Consider the following 19,353-nt stretch of genomic DNA (forward strand, 5'->3'; position numbering starts at 1 on the left):
CCTATTTACCGCTATACCTGCAACCAAAACGTCACGGGACCATCGTTAACTAATGATACTTTCATATCAGCAGCAAAGCGACCACGTTCAGTTGGCAATACTTGCTCACATTGATCAGCAAAGAAATCATACAAACGCTCAGCGTCGGCAGGGTGAGCGCCACGAGAAAATCCGGCTCGGGTGCCTTTCTTTGTATCCGCAGGCAAAGTAAATTGAGAGACCACAAGTACACTTCCATTGACTTGTTTTACATTCAAATTCATCTTGTCGTCATCGTCACCAAACACGCGATAAGTCGTCACACGCTCCATCAAGCGTTTCGCTTTTGCCTCATCGTCATCTCTTTCTACGCCGAGCAACACCAATAAGCCTTGCTCTATCTCACCAACGACTTCACCTTCCACTTTAACAGCGGCTTCACTTACTCTTTGGATCAGTGCTATCACTGGTAATTCCTTCTTCTTCATCACTAATTATGGTCGAGTTTAGCACTTCTTGCTTCGAACTCCACTGAGCACTTTCGCCTAACGCTGCCGTAACTTCCGCCCCAATTAATACAATCAACCAACATAAATACACCCACACAAACAGGATAGGAATCGCGGCTAATGCGCCATAAATCAATTGGTAAGAAGGAAACTGGGTTATATAAAGAGCAAAACCTTTCTTACTCATCTCAAAAAGCAGTGCCGCCACTAATGCACCCATCACCGCATGACTAATGTGTACCTTCTTATTTGGAACCAACAGATATAAGCCAACAAAAGTACTTAAAGAGAGGATAAAAGGCAGCCAGCGAAGTAATGTGTGATATACCCCAGAGATCGTTTCACTCTCCAGAAAGTTAAGAGAGGTCACATACGATGTTGCCGCAATACTGGCACCAATCAATACGGGACCAAGCGTCAATACCATCCAGTACATTGAAAATGAAAAGACGGCGCGGCGTTTTGCAGTCACTCGCCAAATGTAGTTAAGATTCTTATCAATATTTGAAATCAACATTAATGCCGCAATAAACAAAAATGCAGCGCCAACTGCCGTCATTTTTCCGGTATTGGCAACAAACTCAGTTAATGCGCCATGAACCGCATCGCCTGCGGCAGGAACAAAATGAGTAATAATGAATTTTTGTAATACCACGCCCACATTCTCAAAAACTGGAAATGAAGACAGTATCGATAACAAAACAGTCAGCAGTGGCACAATCGAAAGCAGCGTAATGTAAGCAAGGTAGCCCGCATTCACATTGACTCGATCATGGCTCATTCGCGTGAGCAAATAGCGTCCAAATGGCACCAATTGTTGTGTAATCTGTTCGATTCTCAACTTGTATCTCCCAAATAACTCGTTCATAGTCTTATTAATAATTGATTATACCTATGTATGGAGAAATAGGATGCCCTACGTACTTATCATTCTGCTATCAGTTTTTACGTTAAGTGGATGTCAAAGCGCATATTACTCAGCAATGGAACAGGTCGGCTACCATAAACGAGACATCATGGTCGATCGCGTTGAGGATGCCAAAGAGTCTCAACAAGATGCTCAACAAGAGTTTACCAGTGCTCTCGAAGCGTTATCAGCACTGACCAAATTTGACGGAGGCGAGCTTGAGGCTATTTATAATAAAATAAATGATAAATACCAAGACAGCGAGCAAGCGGCACAAGATGTTCGCAATAAAATAGCCGCTATCGAAGATGTTTCTGATGCGCTGTTTGATGAATGGCAAACCGAGTTAGATTTATACACCAGCAGCAAATTACGTCGTTCAAGCGAACAAAAGCTACGTGAGACCAAAACCTCTTACACGGCGATGCTGAAAGCGATGAAACGTGCAGAGCAAAAAATGACGCCCGTGCTCAATACACTGCGTGACAATACTCTCTACTTAAAACATAACTTAAACGCGAGTGCGATAGGCTCACTTCAAGGAGAGTTTATGTCATTGGAGCAAGATATTAGTTATGCGATTAAACAGATGAATACCGCTATCGCAGAGTCCGATAAGTTTCTGAAAAAGTTGAATGCTAAATAACAGGTCTACTAAATAACTAAGCGGCTAAATCGCTGAACAGAGAAATACGAAAAACAGCAAACAGCAAACAGCAAACAGCAAACAGCATTATTTATAGGCAAAGTGGACGCGGCATAGAATGTTTGTCGCGTTCACTTTAGCAATCGTATTGTCCCACTGATGGTACGTGCAATTCAGCCAACATGAATTCCACTCTTTCAGCGACACTTCCCCACGGCACATTCACCACCTCATAATCAAAAGCCTGATAAACCTTAACTAACTTCTGGTGGATCTCTAACGCTTCCGTAAACGGGTGAGGACGCACGTCATCTTGGACGTAAATCTCACGCTGCGGTGCACAAAGAAACACTTTCTGATGATAGTCTAAGCTCTCGCTGCGATACGGTTCACTTACCTCAATTTCTCCCTGCTCCAAATAAGCACAAATATCAGGGATCGCTCGATCCATAATGCTCATCTTTACATCGGCTAATGCGGCCCGCTTTTGTTCCGCCATCAACTCTAAACACAACTCAGCGAATGCGGGTAAATTCGTCCACGGTAATACTCCATCATCCAGTTGGCTCTGTTGCTCAATCAGAGTGCGTGAAGCTTCCGAGTAAACCTTAAAGCCACAAGCTCCCAATGCATTGGCTAATGTCGTTTTCCCTGCACCAGGGCCACCTGTAATAACAATAGGCTTCATATCGTATTTCTTCTATTTTCCTCAATGCAATGCACATTGATTAGTTAAAAAAAAGCCCCGCTATTTCTAGCAGGGCCTTAGATTTTTGCTTACGCGTTTAACGAATTACTTCGCTGGACGGCTTGCACGTTTACGTTCGTTTTCAGTAAGAAGTTTCTTACGGATACGAATGCTTTCTGGTGTTACTTCTACTAGTTCATCTTCGTCGATAAACTCTAGAGCTTGCTCAAGTGTGTACTTGATAGCAGGAGAAAGCGTTTGAGCTTCATCAGTACCAGAGGCACGAACGTTAGTTAGCTGTTTACCTTTCAGACAGTTAACTGTTAGGTCGTTTGCACGGTTATGAATACCGATGATTTGACCTTCGTATACTTCGTCTGCGTGCTCAGTAAATAGACGACCACGCTCTTGTAAGTTAAACAGTGCGTAAGTCAGTGCTTTACCCGTTGCGTTCGAAATTAGAACACCGTTGTTACGTTGACCAATTACGCCACCTTTATGTGGACCGTAGTGATCGAATGTATGGTAAAGAAGACCAGAACCAGACGTCAGTGTCATAAATTCAGTTTGGAAACCGATAAGACCACGAGAAGGCATCATGAAGTCCATGCGAACACGGCCTTTACCATCTGGAGCCATATCTGTTAGCTCACCTTTACGTAGACCGATGTTTTCCATGATACCGCCTTGATGCTCTTCAAGAACATCAATCGTTACCGTTTCAAACGGTTCAGATAGGTTACCATCTTCATCACGCTTAATGATTACTTCTGGACGAGATACTGCTAGCTCGAAACCTTCACGACGCATGTTTTCGATAAGGATAGATAGGTGAAGTTCACCACGACCAGAAACGCGGAAACGATCTGGGTTATCTGTCTCTTCAACACGTAATGCTACGTTATGAACCAATTCTTTCTCTAGACGCTCAAGGATGTTACGTGAAGTCACGAACTTACCTTCTTTACCCGCGAACGGAGAAGTGTTTACTTGGAACGTCATGGTTACTGTTGGTTCATCAACAGAAAGCGGAGTCATCGCTTCAACATTGTTTACGTCACAGATAGTGTCTGAAATTTTCAGCTCACCAAGACCTGTGATTGCAATGATATCGCCAGCGTTAGCTTGTTCAACTTCGTGACGCTCAAGGCCTAGGTAACCAAGAACCGTACCGACTTTACCGTTACGTTTCTTACCATCAGCACCGATAACCGTTACTTGTTGGTTTGGTTTAACTGAACCACGAGTTACACGACAAACACCGATAACACCTACGTAAGAGCTGTAATCTAGTTGAGAAACTTGCATTTGTAGCGGACCATCAAGGTCAACTTGAGGTGCTTCTACTGTATCAACAACCGCTTGGAACAATGGTTCCATGTCTTCGCCAACAACGCCTTCTTCCATTGTTGCCCAACCGTTTAGAGCTGAAGCGTAAACAGTTGTGAAGTCTAGTTGCTCATCAGTAGCGCCTAGGTTGTCGAATAGGTCAAAGATTTGATCCATAACCCAATCAGGACGAGCGCCAGGGCGGTCAATCTTGTTGATTACAACGATCGGCTTAAGGCCGTGTGCAAATGCTTTCTGTGTAACGAAACGCGTTTGAGGCATTGGGCCATCAACAGCATCAACGATCAGTAGAACAGAATCTACCATAGACATAATACGCTCAACTTCGCCACCGAAGTCCGCGTGTCCAGGAGTATCTACGATGTTGATACGGTAATCGCTCCAGTTAATTGCTGTGTTCTTAGCAAGAATCGTGATGCCACGTTCTTTTTCGATATCATTCGAATCCATGACGCGCTCTTCAGCTTCACCACGAGATTCAAGTGTACCTGATTGCTGTAGCAATTTATCAACCAGAGTTGTTTTACCGTGGTCAACGTGCGCGATAATCGCGATATTTCTTAACTTATCAATCTGTGGAGTAGACATGGATTTTCGATTCACTCATAAAAAGTAGCCGCAGGAGTGCCGCCAACTGATTTAAAAAACGGTCAATAATATACCAGATATTCTGCAGAAACCCAAAAATATGTGATCTGAATTGAAATTTTTATTTCTTATCCACTCCAAAAGTGACGAATAACACACATATAAGCGCCCTTTCTTATAAAAAGTGGATTGACAATATCTGCAAGAAGATGCTGAATAGTATGCGTTTGTGATTCATTTTAGTGCACCATCAATAATCCGCACCAAAATAGTGCACCTCAGGATTATCTTGGTGCAATAGAAGATAAAAACAAAAACACAAACGCTTCAAATTAATGAAATTAAAGGAATAATTTTTTTGGCACGGTTTTGGCTTACTCTTTATATAAGCTCATTAAGAATAGTCAGCATCGATTAGTTCTATGCAAATGGTCATTAATCAATGCCGATTACTATTTACTCTTAATGAATAGAATCGCACCCAATATCGATTTAATAACACTGGAGGTTATCCACGATGTCAGTAGAAAATGTTCTGTCGCTAATCCAAGAAAACGAAGTTAAGTTTATTGACCTACGCTTTACCGACACAAAAGGTAAAGAGCAACATATCTCAATTCCTTCTCACCAAATTGATGCTGACTTCTTTGAAGACGGTAAAATGTTTGATGGATCTTCAGTTGCTGGCTGGAAAGGAATCAACGAATCTGACATGGTAATGATGCCAGATGCAGCAAGTGCGGTTTTAGACCCATTCACTGCTGATCCAACACTCAACATTCGTTGTGATATCCTTGAGCCTGCAACAATGCAAGGCTACGATCGTGACCCTCGCTCAATCGCAAAACGTTCTGAAGAATACCTACGCGCAACGGGTATCGCTGATACTGTTCTTGTTGGTCCAGAACCAGAATTCTTCCTATTTGATGATGTGAAATTCTCAACAGATATGTCAGGTTCTTTCTTCAAAATTGATGACGTAGAAGCGGCATGGAATACTGGTGCTGATTTCGAAGGTGGTAACAAAGGTCACCGTCCTGGCGTTAAAGGTGGTTACTTCCCAGTAGCTCCTGTTGATTCATCTCAAGATATTCGTTCTGCAATGTGTCTAGTAATGGAAGAGATGGGCTTAGTTGTTGAAGCACACCACCATGAAGTAGCGACTGCGGGTCAAAACGAAATTGCGACTCGATTCAACACGCTGACGAATAAAGCAGATGAAACTCAAATCTATAAGTATGTGGTACATAACGTAGCGCACGCTTTCGGTAAAACAGCGACATTCATGCCAAAACCACTCGCTGGTGATAACGGTTCTGGTATGCACGTGCATATGTCTTTAAACAAAGACGGCCAAAACTTATTTGCAGGTGACAAGTACGGCGGCCTATCTGAAATGGCACTTTACTACATCGGCGGTATCATCAAGCACGCTCGTGCAATCAACGCATTTGCAAACCCAGCGACAAACTCGTACAAGCGTCTTGTTCCTGGATTCGAAGCGCCTGTAATGCTTGCTTACTCAGCACGTAACCGTTCTGCATCTATCCGTATTCCAGTAGTGCCAAGCCCGAAAGCACGTCGTATTGAACTGCGTTTTGGTGACCCAGCAGCGAACCCGTACCTTGCATATTCTGCAATGCTAATGGCTGGTCTTGACGGAATTAAGAACAAGATCCACCCAGGTGAAGCGATGGATAAAGATCTATACGACTTACCAGCAGAAGAAGCAGCAGAGATCCCAACAGTAGCGGAATCTCTAGATATCGCGCTGAAAGCACTAGATGCTGACCGTGAATTCCTGACGGCTGGCGGCGTATTCTCTGATGACTTCATCAGCTCGTACATCGACCTTAAAGCGCAAGACGTTGAAAAACTGAACATGGCGGTACACCCACTTGAGTTTGACCTGTACTACTCAGTATAACTCTAGCAAGTATCGTGCTTTGCTTAGTTGCTAGCTTAAAATACAAATGAGCGTCGGTATACCGTCGCTCATGTAACATGTAACTAAGCCGATTAAAATTTCAGGCTCGCCTCGCAGGCGGGCCTTTTTTGTATTTTCCTGATCTCATATCCCCATTAGCATGGGTTCTGTTTTATTTCTTAAACAGCCAAAGCCAAGCATTTATTGCCTTCAACTCAATAATGGCACGCTTGAAATGAATTCACTTTCGTCAGGAAAAGAGAATATGAAGTCTATAGTCGCCATCATCAGCCTAATACTTGCTTGGTCAATACTGTTCATCAGGCCAATAACGAGCCATGCTCAAGAGGTTTATACTTGGGAGGATGAGAATAACGTTATCCACTTTAATGACAACGCGTTGAATGCTAAAAGCCTGACAATTACCCTTCCAGATTACCAAGCCGAGCCACCAGCGCCCGAAATAGAGAACATCGCCACCAACGCTATGCCGAGTGAAACACCAAATGAACACAAGGTTAAGGCCAACGACAACATAGTAAAATATGTGAAACCGCAGCCGGCTAAACCAGAGCGGTTAACTATCACTCTCAGCGCACCTCAACATGAAGAGACCATTCGCAGTACCCGAGGTACTATTCCAATAAGCGCACAGATAAACCGAAAACTAGGCATCGGAGAACAACTGCAACTCATGCTTAACGGCAAACGTTATGGAGCGCCGCAAATCCAGTCAAATTGGGTCTTAAAAAATATCGACCGTGGTGCTCATACTATTTCAATTCAAGCAGTTAGAAGCGGCAAGCTTATTGCATCGACTACTCCTATCACGGTGTATTTACATCGTGCCACGGCTAAGTAGTGTAATTGCAAGATAACTAAGCTAAATATCGGTTTAATCGCCTCTGTATTTACTTTTTCTTCTTGTCTTTATAAGCCATACTGAGATCGCACTGCACAACTTTGGTGCATTGCCCTCAAGTGGATCAATAGACAAGGATGCTGTTTTGAATTCTGAATTAACCAGTTCGATTATTAATAATATGGTCACGGCTACCTTAATGCTCGACGACGGCCTGATCATTCGCTACGCCAATCCAGCCGCGGAGCAACTTTTTTCTCAAAGTTCAAAACGCATTGTCGATCACCCGCTGTCCCAATTAATTCAACACGCCTCTCTGGATCTTGCTCTGCTCACTCAACCATTACAGAGCGGTCAAAGTGTCACTGATAGCGATGTCACCTTCGTGGTCGATGGTAAGCCACTCATGCTCGAAGTGACGGTGAGTCCACTCTCCTGCCAAGCTCCTCATTCCAACAAAAAAGCATTAATGCTGCTGGTTGAAATGAGAAAGATTGATCAACAGCGACGTTTAAGCCAAGAGCTAAACCAACACGCTCAACAACAAGCCGCCAAATTACTGGTTCGCGGGCTGGCTCATGAAATCAAAAATCCTCTTGGTGGGTTACGAGGCGCAGCCCAATTATTGGAGAAAATGCTACCCGAGCCTGAGTTAACCGAATACACCCAGATCATAATTGAACAAGCAGACAGGCTTCGAGTGCTTGTTGATCGCTTACTTGGCCCTCAAAAACCGGGGCAGAAGAAGAGCGAAAATCTGCATTTAATTTTAGAGAAAGTCCGCCAGCTTGTAGAGTTAGACATTAATGCTGACGTGCGTATTGAGCGAGATTATGACCCTAGCCTGCCCGATATTTTGATGGACACCGATCAAGTTGAACAAGCGATGCTCAACATTGTGAGTAACGCGGCTCAAATACTGTCGAACCAACCGCAAGGCATTATCACCATCCGCACCAGAACGGTGCATCAGGCCAACATTCATGGTCAAAGGCACAAGCTTGCGGCACGGATTGAAATTATCGACAACGGCCCAGGTATTCCTAGTGAGCTACAGGACACCCTTTTCTACCCGATGGTCAGTGGCAGAGAAGGTGGAACCGGCTTGGGTTTATCTATCTCACAGAATTTGATCGATCAGCATCATGGGAAAATTGATGTCGAAAGCTGGCCCGGTCATACGATATTTACGATCTATTTACCGATTTAATTTCACTCAGGATACAAAAATCCAATATCACTTAATAAATCACTGAGTTCACCAAATTTGCTGCAAGGAACAAAAGATGAGTAAAGGCTACGTATGGGTTGTTGACGATGACAGATCGATTCGCTGGGTAATTGAAAAAACCCTCTCTTCCGCCAATATAAAATGCGAAACATTTGCCGATGCAGAAAGTGTATTAATGGCATTAGAGCGCGAAATACCCGATGTCTTAGTGTCCGATATTCGCATGCCCGGAATGGATGGTATTGACCTGCTCAACCAAGTGTCACAGCGTTGTCCTGATCTACCCGTAATTATTATGACCGCGCACTCCGATCTCGATGCGGCTGTGAATGCTTATCAAAAAGGGGCTTTTGAGTATCTGCCAAAACCATTTGATATCGATGAGACACTCACCTTAGTCGAGCGCGCCATCGCACATAGCCAAGAGCAAAAACGTTCTCACTCAAACGCTGAAGCCTTGAATACCAATGCACCTGAAATCATAGGTGAAGCCCCTGCAATGCAAGAAGTATTCAGAGCGATAGGCCGACTGTCCCGCTCTTCTATCTCCGTATTGATCAATGGCGAATCAGGAACCGGCAAAGAGCTCGTGGCTCATGCTCTACATCGCCATAGCCCTAGAGCGGACAACCCTTTTATTGCATTGAATATGGCCGCTATTCCAAAAGATCTCATTGAATCAGAATTATTTGGTCACGAAAAAGGGGCATTTACTGGAGCCAACAGCGTTCGCCAAGGCCGTTTTGAGCAGGCAAATGGCGGCACACTATTTCTGGATGAGATTGGTGACATGCCTCTTGATATCCAAACTCGTTTGCTGCGCGTGTTGTCCGATGGCCAATTCTATCGAGTGGGTGGGCGATCACCTGTACAAGTAGACGTCAGAATCGTTGCCGCCACCCACCAACACCTAGAGCAACTCGTTAAATCCGGAGATTTTCGCGAAGATTTATTCCACCGTTTGAATGTTATTAGGATCCATATTCCAGCGTTAAGAGAGCGTAAGCAAGATATCGAAAAGCTAACACAGCACTTTCTTAGCATGGCCGCAGAAGAGTTAGGTGTTGAAATAAAATCGCTGCACAAAGAGACAGTCGAGGTACTCAATACGCTCGCTTGGCCGGGAAACGTCAGACAATTAGAGAATATTTGTCGTTGGTTAACCGTAATGGCAAGTGGCAGTGAAATTCTACCCAGCGATCTACCGACTGAATTAGTCGATGACAAGAAAATATCCCATCACGACTCAGATTCAAGTTGGCAGCATCAACTCACGACATGGGCTAAAAACTCGTTAGCGTCTGGAGAAACTGAACTGCTTTCTTATGCACTTCCTGAGTTTGAACGTATACTGTTAGAAGCCGCATTGGAGCACACCAATGGCCATAAACAAGATGCCGCTAAAGTTTTAGGCTGGGGGCGCAATACGCTTACTCGAAAACTTAAGGAACTGTATTAGCTTTATAGACCGTTAGCTTTAATAGACAGTTAGCTTTTAGGCTATGAGCATATTAGGTCATTAGCATTTTAGATCATTAGCTTTATAGGCTATTCGTTTTATAGACTGAGCTCTCGCTTCTACTGATTGCTCAGTCAAAACAGTCGATTGTTTTTTTTGGAATGATAAACTTACAGAATGATATTCCTACAGATGAATAGTGCATGTCCATGATAAAAAAAATTACGCTTAGAACTGCTCTCGTTCTCCCCACTGTAATGATTTTAATAATTACATTTGGCGTAATTGTGTTTGTCCAACAAAATAGCTATGAAAAAATGGTCAATGATATAAGTACCAAGCAACTTACGTCACTCACCGCCAACGTCAACAAAAGCCTATTCACCTTCCTTCATGAACCATTTAATGCCAGCTTAGCTCTCAGTCATAACATCGGATTCAATCAGCTTTACCAGCCAAATAACATCGAACCACTACAGAGCTACATGCATGCGGCTTTTTCCAATCTCTACCGAAATATCCCTCAATTAGATGCTCTCGGTTTTGGCTCAACACGTTTAGAACACATCACCTACCGGAAAGAAGCCAACAATGGCTACACGCTTATTCTTCAAGATAAGCGCACAGACAGAAACCTCGTCGTTTATCGTGGAAGTAAAATCAGCCAAGATATTCGTTCCATTATTTCTAACTATGATTCTCGAACCCGCCCTTGGTATACGCCGGTAGCCAAAACTAAAAAACCAATATGGTCTTCGATTTATGCTAATGCCGATGAAAGGCAAGAAATTACTCTCTCTGCGCTCACCCCCGTTTTTACTGATGATGCATTTCAAGGCGTATTTGTAGCCGATATCAAAATCAATACGTTCAATAAGTTTTTGCAGAATCTCAAAGAAAAACACAATGCCTCTTTTTATATTTTTGATCAGGACCAACGTTTAGTCGCGCATTCCAGCAATGGCAGCGTTGTCTCATGGGGGACGCCTACCACAGAGAAAGGTCACCGACTGCTGGCGACAGAAAGTAGTAACCCGATAATCAAAATCAGCTCTAGCTACATTAATGAGAACAAACTCGACCTCAATAGTGGCACCCAGCGGTTCCAGTTTAATGTCGATGGCGAGCGTTACTTTAGCCAAACCACCCCTTTTAAGGACGAATATGGTCTTACTTGGTTTATTAGCACCTCCATCTCAGAATCCGCTCTGTTAGGTGACCTGCCACAGGATCAGAAAAACAGTTGGTTAATGGGGGTGATTGTGGGCTTATTTGGTATTGGGATTGCGATTCTAGCTCTCAATAGAATCACAAAACCCATCACATCAACTGCAGATTCAGCGAAACAACTGGCGAAAGGAGATTGGGACAGCACCATGCCTCAGCCTGGGTATATATACGAAACCAGTATGTTGGTGTCTGCATTTAATGAGATGTCGAATAATCTTAGAGCCTCGTTTAAAGCGTTGAGGGATCAGATTCTCATCGACCCGCTCACGAAGTTATATAGCCGAGATGGGTTAATTGAAACCAGTTCAGCATTTGAGGCAACCTCAGGGTTTCTGCTACTCATCGGTATTGATCGCTTTAGAGATATCAACGAGAGCCTTGGGCACCACAAAGGCGATCAGCTATTGGTGATGATTGCTGAGCGCTTAAACGCCGTCTCTGAATATGATTATATTATTGCTCGTCCAGGTGGTGATGAGTTTGCGATCTACCTTCCAAACGCAACCCAGCAAGAAGAGGTCACACTGTTTGCCCATACCATACTTCAAATCTTCAACTCAGCATTTGTATTACAAAGCGAGAATGTCGTCATTAATGCTTCCATTGGAATTGTTGAAACTGCATCAAACCAAAACATGATGCTTTGGTTACGCAATGGCAGCATTGCATTAAGCCTTGCCAAGAAAGACATCACACACATTACGATATATAGCCCTGAAATGGCCGATGTCTCTCGTAACCGAACCAAAATGATGGCAAAAATTCAGTCCGGCTTAGCAAATGATGAGTTTGTTCCCTTCTACCAACCGATTATCGATCTCGCCACAGGAAACGTCATTGGAGCTGAAGCACTGGCTCGGTGGATAACCTCTGACAATGAAATCATTTCTCCAATCGACTTTATTCCATTAGCCGAAGATACCGGGTTGATTGAAGGGATTGGGCAGCAAATACTTGAAAAAACGAGCCATGACACTGCACACGCCATCCGCACCGGAAAATGGCCAATTAACTTCCAGATTCACGTCAATGTTTCAGTAAATCAACTATCTAAACCGACGTATATTGATGATGTAAAGCGAATCCTTCATGAAACAGGGCTTTCAGAATCGAACCTAACCTTAGAGATAACGGAATCTCGCATTGCTGATAGTGACCCGATGGTGATGCAAAACATGCGTACTCTCAAAGAGATGGGGATAGGCATCGCCATTGACGACTTCGGAACTGGGTACTCTTCTCTCGCTTATCTGCATAAGTTACCTTTCAGCTGTCTTAAAATAGATCGCGCTTTCATCAAAAAATTGGATAGTAAGAATTTAGACAGTTCAATTGTCGCTGCCATCGTGAATATCACAAAAGGGTTTAAGGTCAATTTAGTCGCGGAAGGCGTTGAAACCGTACAACAAGCAGAATTACTCGCGCAACTTCACTGCCCTCAAGTACAAGGTTTTCTGTACAGTAAGCCAGTGCCACTTGATGAATGGCCAACAGATTTAGTTAACATGAATTAGAAAACAGCACTTTGGGCTGATTTTCTAGACATTGAGTACTGACACTTAGGTCAATCATTTTTATACTTACGCTAACTACAGCGATCTGGAATCACAATAATGATAACTAAAAATCTGCCCCTAACTGACTTGCACCGCCACCTTGACGGTAATATCCGTACTCAAACTATTTTAGATTTGGGCCAAAAATTTGGTGTTGCACTGCCTGCTTACGATGTTGCAGCCTTAACACCTCACGTTCAGATTGTTGAAGCTGAGCCATCTCTTGTTGCCTTCCTTTCTAAGTTAGATTGGGGTGTGGCTGTTTTAGGTGATCTTGATGCTTGCCGCCGCGTCGCTTACGAAAACGTTGAAGACGCTCTTAATGCTCAAATCGATTATGCTGAGCTTCGCTTTTCGCCTTATTACATGGCGATGAAGCATAAACTTCCAGTTGCTGGTGTGGTTGAAGCCGTGGTTGATGGTGTTGAGGCAGGCATGCGCGATTTCGGCATCAAAGCTAACCTGATTGGTATTATGAGCCGTACTTTTGGTACCGATGCTTGCCAACAAGAACTCGATGCTATTTTGACTCAGAAAGACAAGATTGTTGCTGTCGATCTTGCTGGTGATGAGCTAGGTCAACCGGGTGATCGTTTCGTGTCTCACTTTAAACAAGTGAAAGATGCAGGCCTAAACGTAACGGTTCACGCTGGTGAAGCTGCAGGTGCAGAAAGCATGTGGCAAGCGATTCAAGAACTTGGTGCAACGCGTATTGGTCACGGTGTAAAAGCGATTCACGATCCAAAACTGATGGATTTCTTAGTTGAAAACCGTATTGGTATCGAGTCTTGCCTAACGTCTAATTTCCAAACAAGCACCGTTGAATCTTTGGCTAACCACCCTGTGAAACAGTTCCTTGACCACGGTGTTATGGCTTGTCTAAATACGGACGATCCTGCGGTTGAAGGTATTGAACTTCCATACGAATACGAAGTGGCAGCACCTCAAGCTGGGTTGACTCCTGCTCAAATTCGCCAAGCGCAAATCAATGGTTTGGATCTAGCCTTCATCTCTGATGCAGAAAAAGCAGAGCTACGAGCTAAAGTGGCTGACCGCGCTTAATTTTAACGGTCATCATTTTAACGGTCATCATTTTAACGGTCATCGTCGATAAGGGTTAAATGCTTTATCGACGGAAAAAAAAATGCCAGCATCGTTGCTGGCATTTTTATTGGTATAAACTGAACTCAGTAATAATCGATTAAATCACTCGTGAGAACTGCTGCTGTCTTGCTCGACTACGTAAGTATTTATCAAAGCACATGCAAATATTACGGATCAACAAACGCCCACGAAGCGTCACTCTAATTTCAGTGTTATCCACTTCAACCAATTCATCATCGATGAATGTTTGTAGCAGTTGTAAATCTTCAGCAAAGTACTGATTAAACGTTACTTTATACTCAGACTCGATCATACTCTTATCAAGTTTAAAGTTACAAATCAGCTGTTTAATCACTTCACGACGCAGTAGATCATCGCTATCAAGAGCGACACCTTTCCATAGCGCATGACGCAATTCATTTACTTGAGCATAGTACTTTTTCAGCTCTTTCTGGTTTTGTGCGTATGCATCACCAATCATTGAAATCGCTGAAACACCAAACCCAACCAGATCCGCTTCACCTTGAGTGGTGTAACCTTGGAAATTACGGTGCAAAATACCTTGGCGTTGAGCAACAGCCAGTTCATCATCAGGCAGAGCAAAGTGGTCCATACCAATAAATTGATACCCAGCGCCTGTTAGTGTGCCGATGGTGTCTTGCAAGATCGCCATTTTCTCTTCCGCTGCGGGTAAATCTTCATCTTTGATTTTACGCTGCGCTGCAAATAACTGCGGCATATGAGCGTAATTAAACACCGACAAACGACCCGGCTTCATATCCAGAACTTGAGACAAGGTTTCCGCAAATGACTCTTTTGTCTGTTTTGGCAAACCATAAATCAGATCTAGGTTAGTTGAACGGAAACCTAACTGCTTCGCGCGTTCAACCATCGCAATGATGAACTCTTCATCTTGTTCACGGTTTACGAGTTGCTGAACTTCTTTATTAAAATCTTGAACGCCGATACTTAGGCGGTTAAAGCCTTCACTGCGTAAGTGATCCAATACATCCAGCTCAATTTCACGAGGATCAACTTCAATACTAATTTCAGCATCTGCATCAAAGTTGAACTCTGCACGTAGAATCGTCATTAAACGAGTAATTTGAGCTTTAGTTAGGAATGTCGGTGTACCGCCACCAAAATGCAACTGAGTAATACGACGTTCATTTAACAGTGACGCACGCAGGCGGATCTCATGTTCAATAACGTCTAGATACTCATCCGCTTTATGAGAGTGGCGAGTAATCACTTTATTACAACCGCAGTAATAACAAAGCTTATGGCAGAAAGGGATATGCACATATAGCGAGAGCGGACGCTCAGGATGCTGCGTGCATGCCATATCGTAATCAGCAATGGTGAACGCTTCATGAAACTCAAGAGCGGTCGGGTATGAGGTATAACGAGGGCCGGAGTAGTTGTACTTATCTAAAATAGCTTGATCCCAAACTATTTGTTGGCCGGATTCAATTTGCTGACTGGACATGGGGTTTTCCACTTAAAACTAGGACGGGTTATTTTGCCACACGACCATGGCAGACGTTGCCTGGCAAAAAAGTTTTTAGATATAAATATTCAGAAATGCTAGCGTGATCACTTCATAAGATACCCCTAAATGAGTATCTAAAGTAACCAATAGTTAGACCATCTGAATATTGATCTGATTATTGAGCGGTTTGACTTGCTCTTGCAGCTGCTTTAACTCATCAACAACAGCGTCATTCAAGCGCGTTTCTGCTTTATGTCGTTCAAGGTTCTGCTTCATGCGCTCAGATTTTTGTAACTCTTGGCGATTGTCACCACGAGCCATATCTTTTACAACGTGGTACAACTCTGAAATAGCAGGGTAGTGCTGTTCAAAATCTATACGCTGCTCACCTTGAACGTAATCCATGATGCAATAAACGCGAATGCTAATTTCCGATAAGTCACACTCACCCTGAATACCCGCTAAGCATAAGGTATTCACATTTTCATAAATATTAGCATTACGTTTATTGATCGCTAAAGCTTGGTGCTGCTGTTGCAGCTCCTTTTGCTTTTTGATTTGAAGCAGAAGGTAACCCGCATAAGCAGCCAAAGCCACAATAATGACTCCACCAACAATCGCTAATAAGGTTACATTCATTCGGCTTCTTATCCTTTAAAGTCGTTTAAATCGATATCTTCAAACTGAGACAGTAGATCGTCGTCTGAACTTGATTTCTTAGGTTGAGACTTAGGCTCAATAGCATCAAGCTCAGCAAGTTCTTCTTCCGAAAGATCTTCGTCAGAGAAATCTTCAGCGAAGTACATATCGTCTGAATCATCCACTTCTGGTTCCATTAAACCAAGTTGATTCATTAATACTTCAATGCGATCCAGCTTCTCATCAACATACTTCTGTAAACCAGCACCTAGGTTTTCACCCATTTCAATGCGATCGATCAGTACATTCAGTTGAGCATCATTCTCAAGCATTTCAAGTTCTTGAGCAGCAGAGATCTTACGCTCTTGCTTAGTCAGTTTCTTCTTAGGCTCGATGATTAATGGGATCTTTTTCTTGCTGCCTAAACGAGGGTCACGTGCTTTTGCTGCACTTTGTGCTTTTGCATCGCTCACTTCAGAGTTACGGTTACCCGTTTTTAGACCTTTACGCTTTTTAATGCGTTTTTGCTCACGACCTTGTACATTTGACTCTGTACGGTTACGAGTTACAACGACTTCACCACCGCTTGATGGTCCTACTTTTCTAGATTTTTTATTACGGCTCATTACTGGGCTTTCCTCAGTAAAATTACATCATTACCAATAAATTCGAGTTCGAGCTTATCCCGCTCGGCCAAAAACTGGAAAGTTTGACGGCTAAAAAAGACTACATGCGTAAGGTCATTTTTATAGTGCCAGCTAGCAAACGCATCTACGTCTATTACTAGCTTAGTCATTAAACCAATCCAGCCACCAGGCTTAACTAAATTCAACCATTTCTGCCACACTTGATTGGGCTCATATAAGTGCTCAATCACTTCTGTGGCTGTCATAAAGTCATACACTTTATCTAACACCTGAGTCTCAGGGTGATAGTAAATATCGTATAACTCCATATTGTGCCCCGCTTCTTGCAACATTAAAGACAATGTCGGTCCTGGGCCACAACCAAAATCTAATCCACAAGATGGTTTTTCCAACCTTTCTAATAAAGGAGTGGAGACGCGTGATAAGAAGCGTCGATATCCCATATCTTGGGGATCATTGTTATGTAGATCGTAGTGAGCTTTTTCAACTTTAGCATCCAATCTTTGTTCAGGTGGAACAAAAACCAAATGACAACGTGAGCACTGCAAGTACTCTCGATGTTTATCTTCAAAATAGTGAGAAATATGACTACTGGAGCATAAAGGACAAAAATTCATTAACACATCCTCAAACAAGGATGCGAAACATACCAGAAACTGGCTTTATAGTGGAGAGGTATTGAACATTTTTTCATCAGATAAAGAAAAAAAATCCACATCTCGACCATCGCTGCCGATTTCAATCAGGGGAGGTAGGAAAAATAGGACGCCTCGACAATCAAGAGGAGAATTCACATGATAAAAAATGACAGATGCCACACACGAACAGCTCCGAGATGAGGCTATGGTTCTAGATCTGGTTTTGCTTCTGGCTTTAAAAAAAGAAAACGCCTCTACCAGTTAGCAGCGGTTAGCTACCACCAATAAAGGCGTATCTGTAATACTATGCTCGAGCGATATTGTTATTAGTGTAGGCCACCAACGTATTTAGATAAGGTATCAATATCTTCATCGTTCAATTTCTTCGCGATATCACGCATCATGGCGTTCATATCGTTATTACGTGACCCATCACGGAATTTTTCCAGTTGAGCTTTTACGTAATCAGCATGCTGACCCGAAATTTTAGGGAATCCAGACAATTCTGTACCGTTACCACGGGGGCCGTGACACGCCGTACATGCTGTAATTCCACGTTCTGCATCACCAGCAAAGTAAAGAACCTTACCTGCTGCGACAACATTTTCTGGCGTTGTATTTCCAGAAATCGGTAGAGAAGAGTAATAAGCAGACAAATCCGCCATATCTTGCTCTGAAAGTGGCATAGCCATGCCACTCATAACAGGATCGTAACGACCTTGCTTACCACCGCTGGTCATTCCAAGCTTAAGTTCTTTTAACTGCTTCTCAAGATACTTAGCATGTTGACCCGCTATTTTAGGGTAATTAGTGATTAGACTGTTGCCGTCAGCACCATGGCAGGCAACACATGTTTGTGATTTTGCTTTACCAGCTTCAATACTACCTTGAGCCCATACTGAGCAGCTGGCTAAAAGACTCAAAATTAGCGCTAATTTCTTCATGACATTCCATTATAATTATCAAGCTTCCAGTACCACTCTATGTTCTCATGGTACAATAGGCGACCTTATGCCGAGCACGGTTATTTTACACAATTTCACAAAAAAGTAATCAATCGACTACACAAAGTCGAGATGGAGTTAACAGTGAGCGTAAAAATTCATTATCAAAACACGCATTTCATTACCAGTGCACCTGATATTCGTCATTTACCAGAAGACGAAGGGATCGAAATTGCGTTTGCAGGACGCTCCAATGCTGGTAAATCTAGTGCATTAAATCGCCTAACCAACCAACGTGGTTTAGCAAAAACAAGTAAAACACCAGGTCGCACGCAATTAATTAACTTATTTAAAGTGCGTGAAGATTGTCATATTGTCGATCTACCTGGGTACGGTTTTGCTCAAGTTCCTGTTGAACTGAAGAAAAAATGGCAGAAATCACTGGGTGAATACCTACAAAAACGTGAGTCTTTAAAAGGACTTGTCGTATTAATGGATATTCGTCACCCAATGAAAGACCTTGATCAGCAGATGATTTACTGGGCTGTAGATAGCCATATTCCAGTTCAGGTATTGCTAACGAAAGCGGATAAACTAAAAAGTGGCGCACGTAATGCGCAGCTGTTGAAGATTCGTAAAGATTCAGCAGGCTTTGGTGGGGATGTTTCTGTCGATGTATTCTCATCACTCAAAGGACTTGGTGTTGATCAACTGCGTAACAAGCTGGACACATGGTTTGCGCCGGCACTTGTTGATTTAGTCGAAAACGACGACATCGATGAGTAAATTGTAGTATTTGATTGAACGATTAAGAGCCCTGCCAAATTTGGTGGGGCTTTTTCTATTCGGGGATTTTTCCAAGCCTATATTTTCTTTCAGGCATAAAAATCCCCACCATCCTGGTGGGGCAATGGGAGAGAAATAGTAGTAGTTATTATGCTGACTAGGATTCCTTAG

General features: G+C 43.0%; 17 protein-coding genes. 8 read left to right on the forward strand and 9 right to left on the reverse strand.

From position 1 onward, the window contains the following. Positions 1–11: 11 nt before the first annotated feature. The gene (dtd, locus tag FCV43_RS03785) at positions 12–446 is read right to left on the reverse strand and encodes a D-aminoacyl-tRNA deacylase (protein WP_017053831.1); all 435 of its coding nucleotides are present in this window, start codon (positions 444–446) and stop codon (positions 12–14) included. Beyond that, on the reverse strand, positions 418–1,356 hold the full coding sequence (locus FCV43_RS03790) for a virulence factor BrkB family protein (protein ID WP_017053832.1): 939 nt from the start codon (positions 1,354–1,356) through the stop codon (positions 418–420). Before FCV43_RS03790 ends, dtd begins: the two co-directional genes overlap by 29 nt. 43 nt (positions 1,357–1,399) lie before the next feature. On the opposite strand from FCV43_RS03790, the gene FCV43_RS03795 reads away from it, so the two are divergent. Continuing rightward, positions 1,400–2,041, forward strand: coding sequence for a DUF2959 domain-containing protein (locus tag FCV43_RS03795; RefSeq protein ID WP_017053833.1), 642 nt, complete (start codon positions 1,400–1,402; stop codon positions 2,039–2,041). A 136-nt stretch (positions 2,042–2,177) separates the two neighbouring features. On the opposite strand, the gene FCV43_RS03800 is transcribed toward FCV43_RS03795, so the two are convergent. Together FCV43_RS03800 and typA are read right to left on the reverse strand one after the other, a co-directional pair. Then, positions 2,178–2,729 carry an AAA family ATPase gene (locus FCV43_RS03800; protein ID WP_136994071.1) on the reverse strand — a complete coding sequence of 184 codons (552 nt, stop codon included), beginning with the start codon at positions 2,727–2,729 and terminating at the stop codon, positions 2,178–2,180. 105 nt (positions 2,730–2,834) lie between these two features. Further along, positions 2,835–4,667, reverse strand: coding sequence for a translational GTPase TypA (gene typA, locus FCV43_RS03805; protein WP_136994072.1), 1,833 nt, complete (start codon positions 4,665–4,667; stop codon positions 2,835–2,837). Positions 4,668–5,184: 517 nt separating this feature from the next. Between typA and glnA the strand changes: the two genes are divergently transcribed. From glnA to add, 6 genes are all read left to right on the forward strand, one after another. Beyond that, positions 5,185–6,594 carry a glutamate--ammonia ligase gene (glnA, locus tag FCV43_RS03810; RefSeq protein ID WP_017053836.1) on the forward strand — a complete coding sequence of 470 codons (1,410 nt, stop codon included), beginning with the start codon at positions 5,185–5,187 and terminating at the stop codon, positions 6,592–6,594. A gap of 265 nt (positions 6,595–6,859) precedes the next feature. Beyond that, positions 6,860–7,456 (forward strand): DUF4124 domain-containing protein, encoded by a 597-nt coding sequence (locus tag FCV43_RS03815; RefSeq protein WP_017052131.1) that lies wholly within the window; start codon positions 6,860–6,862, stop codon positions 7,454–7,456. A 145-nt stretch (positions 7,457–7,601) separates the two neighbouring features. Further along, a complete protein-coding gene (gene glnL / locus FCV43_RS03820) occupies positions 7,602–8,666 on the forward strand; it encodes a nitrogen regulation protein NR(II) (protein WP_113796166.1) in 1,065 nt (354 codons plus the stop codon). Positions 8,667–8,742: 76 nt separating this feature from the next. After that, positions 8,743–10,146, forward strand: a complete 1,404-nt coding sequence (gene glnG, locus FCV43_RS03825; protein ID WP_136994073.1) for a nitrogen regulation protein NR(I) — start codon at positions 8,743–8,745, stop codon at positions 10,144–10,146. Positions 10,147–10,349: 203 nt separating this feature from the next. Further along, a complete protein-coding gene (locus FCV43_RS03830; RefSeq protein ID WP_136994074.1) occupies positions 10,350–12,890 on the forward strand; it encodes a bifunctional diguanylate cyclase/phosphodiesterase in 2,541 nt (846 codons plus the stop codon). 99 nt (positions 12,891–12,989) lie between these two features. After that, positions 12,990–13,994, forward strand: a complete 1,005-nt coding sequence (gene add, locus FCV43_RS03835; protein ID WP_017052127.1) for an adenosine deaminase — start codon at positions 12,990–12,992, stop codon at positions 13,992–13,994. 139 nt (positions 13,995–14,133) lie between these two features. Here the strand turns inward: add and hemN are convergent, their stop codons facing one another. The 5 genes from hemN to FCV43_RS03860 all read right to left on the reverse strand — a co-directional run bounded on the left by hemN (position 14,134) and on the right by FCV43_RS03860 (position 18,396). Further along, on the reverse strand, positions 14,134–15,525 hold the full coding sequence (hemN, locus tag FCV43_RS03840) for an oxygen-independent coproporphyrinogen III oxidase (RefSeq protein ID WP_136994075.1): 1,392 nt from the start codon (positions 15,523–15,525) through the stop codon (positions 14,134–14,136). 153 nt (positions 15,526–15,678) lie between these two features. After that, positions 15,679–16,167: a DUF2489 domain-containing protein gene (locus FCV43_RS03845; protein ID WP_136994076.1), complete on the reverse strand. Its 489-nt coding sequence runs from the start codon at positions 16,165–16,167 to the stop codon at positions 15,679–15,681. Between the two features lie 8 nt (positions 16,168–16,175). Then, positions 16,176–16,793, reverse strand: a complete 618-nt coding sequence (yihI, locus tag FCV43_RS03850) for a Der GTPase-activating protein YihI (protein WP_136994077.1) — start codon at positions 16,791–16,793, stop codon at positions 16,176–16,178. Further along, a complete protein-coding gene (locus FCV43_RS03855; protein WP_017052123.1) occupies positions 16,793–17,431 on the reverse strand; it encodes a class I SAM-dependent methyltransferase in 639 nt (212 codons plus the stop codon). The genes yihI and FCV43_RS03855 overlap by 1 nt, the downstream gene beginning before the upstream one ends. 347 nt (positions 17,432–17,778) lie before the next feature. Further along, complete coding sequence (locus tag FCV43_RS03860; RefSeq protein ID WP_136994079.1) at positions 17,779–18,396, reverse strand: c-type cytochrome; 618 nt, start codon at positions 18,394–18,396, stop codon at positions 17,779–17,781. Positions 18,397–18,528: 132 nt separating this feature from the next. On the opposite strand from FCV43_RS03860, the gene yihA reads away from it, so the two are divergent. Further along, positions 18,529–19,182, forward strand: a complete 654-nt coding sequence (gene yihA / locus FCV43_RS03865) for a ribosome biogenesis GTP-binding protein YihA/YsxC (RefSeq protein WP_084654905.1) — start codon at positions 18,529–18,531, stop codon at positions 19,180–19,182. Positions 19,183–19,353: the final 171 nt, after the last annotated feature.

The organism is Vibrio genomosp. F6, from assembly GCF_005146325.1.
Lineage (GTDB): Bacteria > Pseudomonadota > Gammaproteobacteria > Enterobacterales > Vibrionaceae > Vibrio > Vibrio cortegadensis.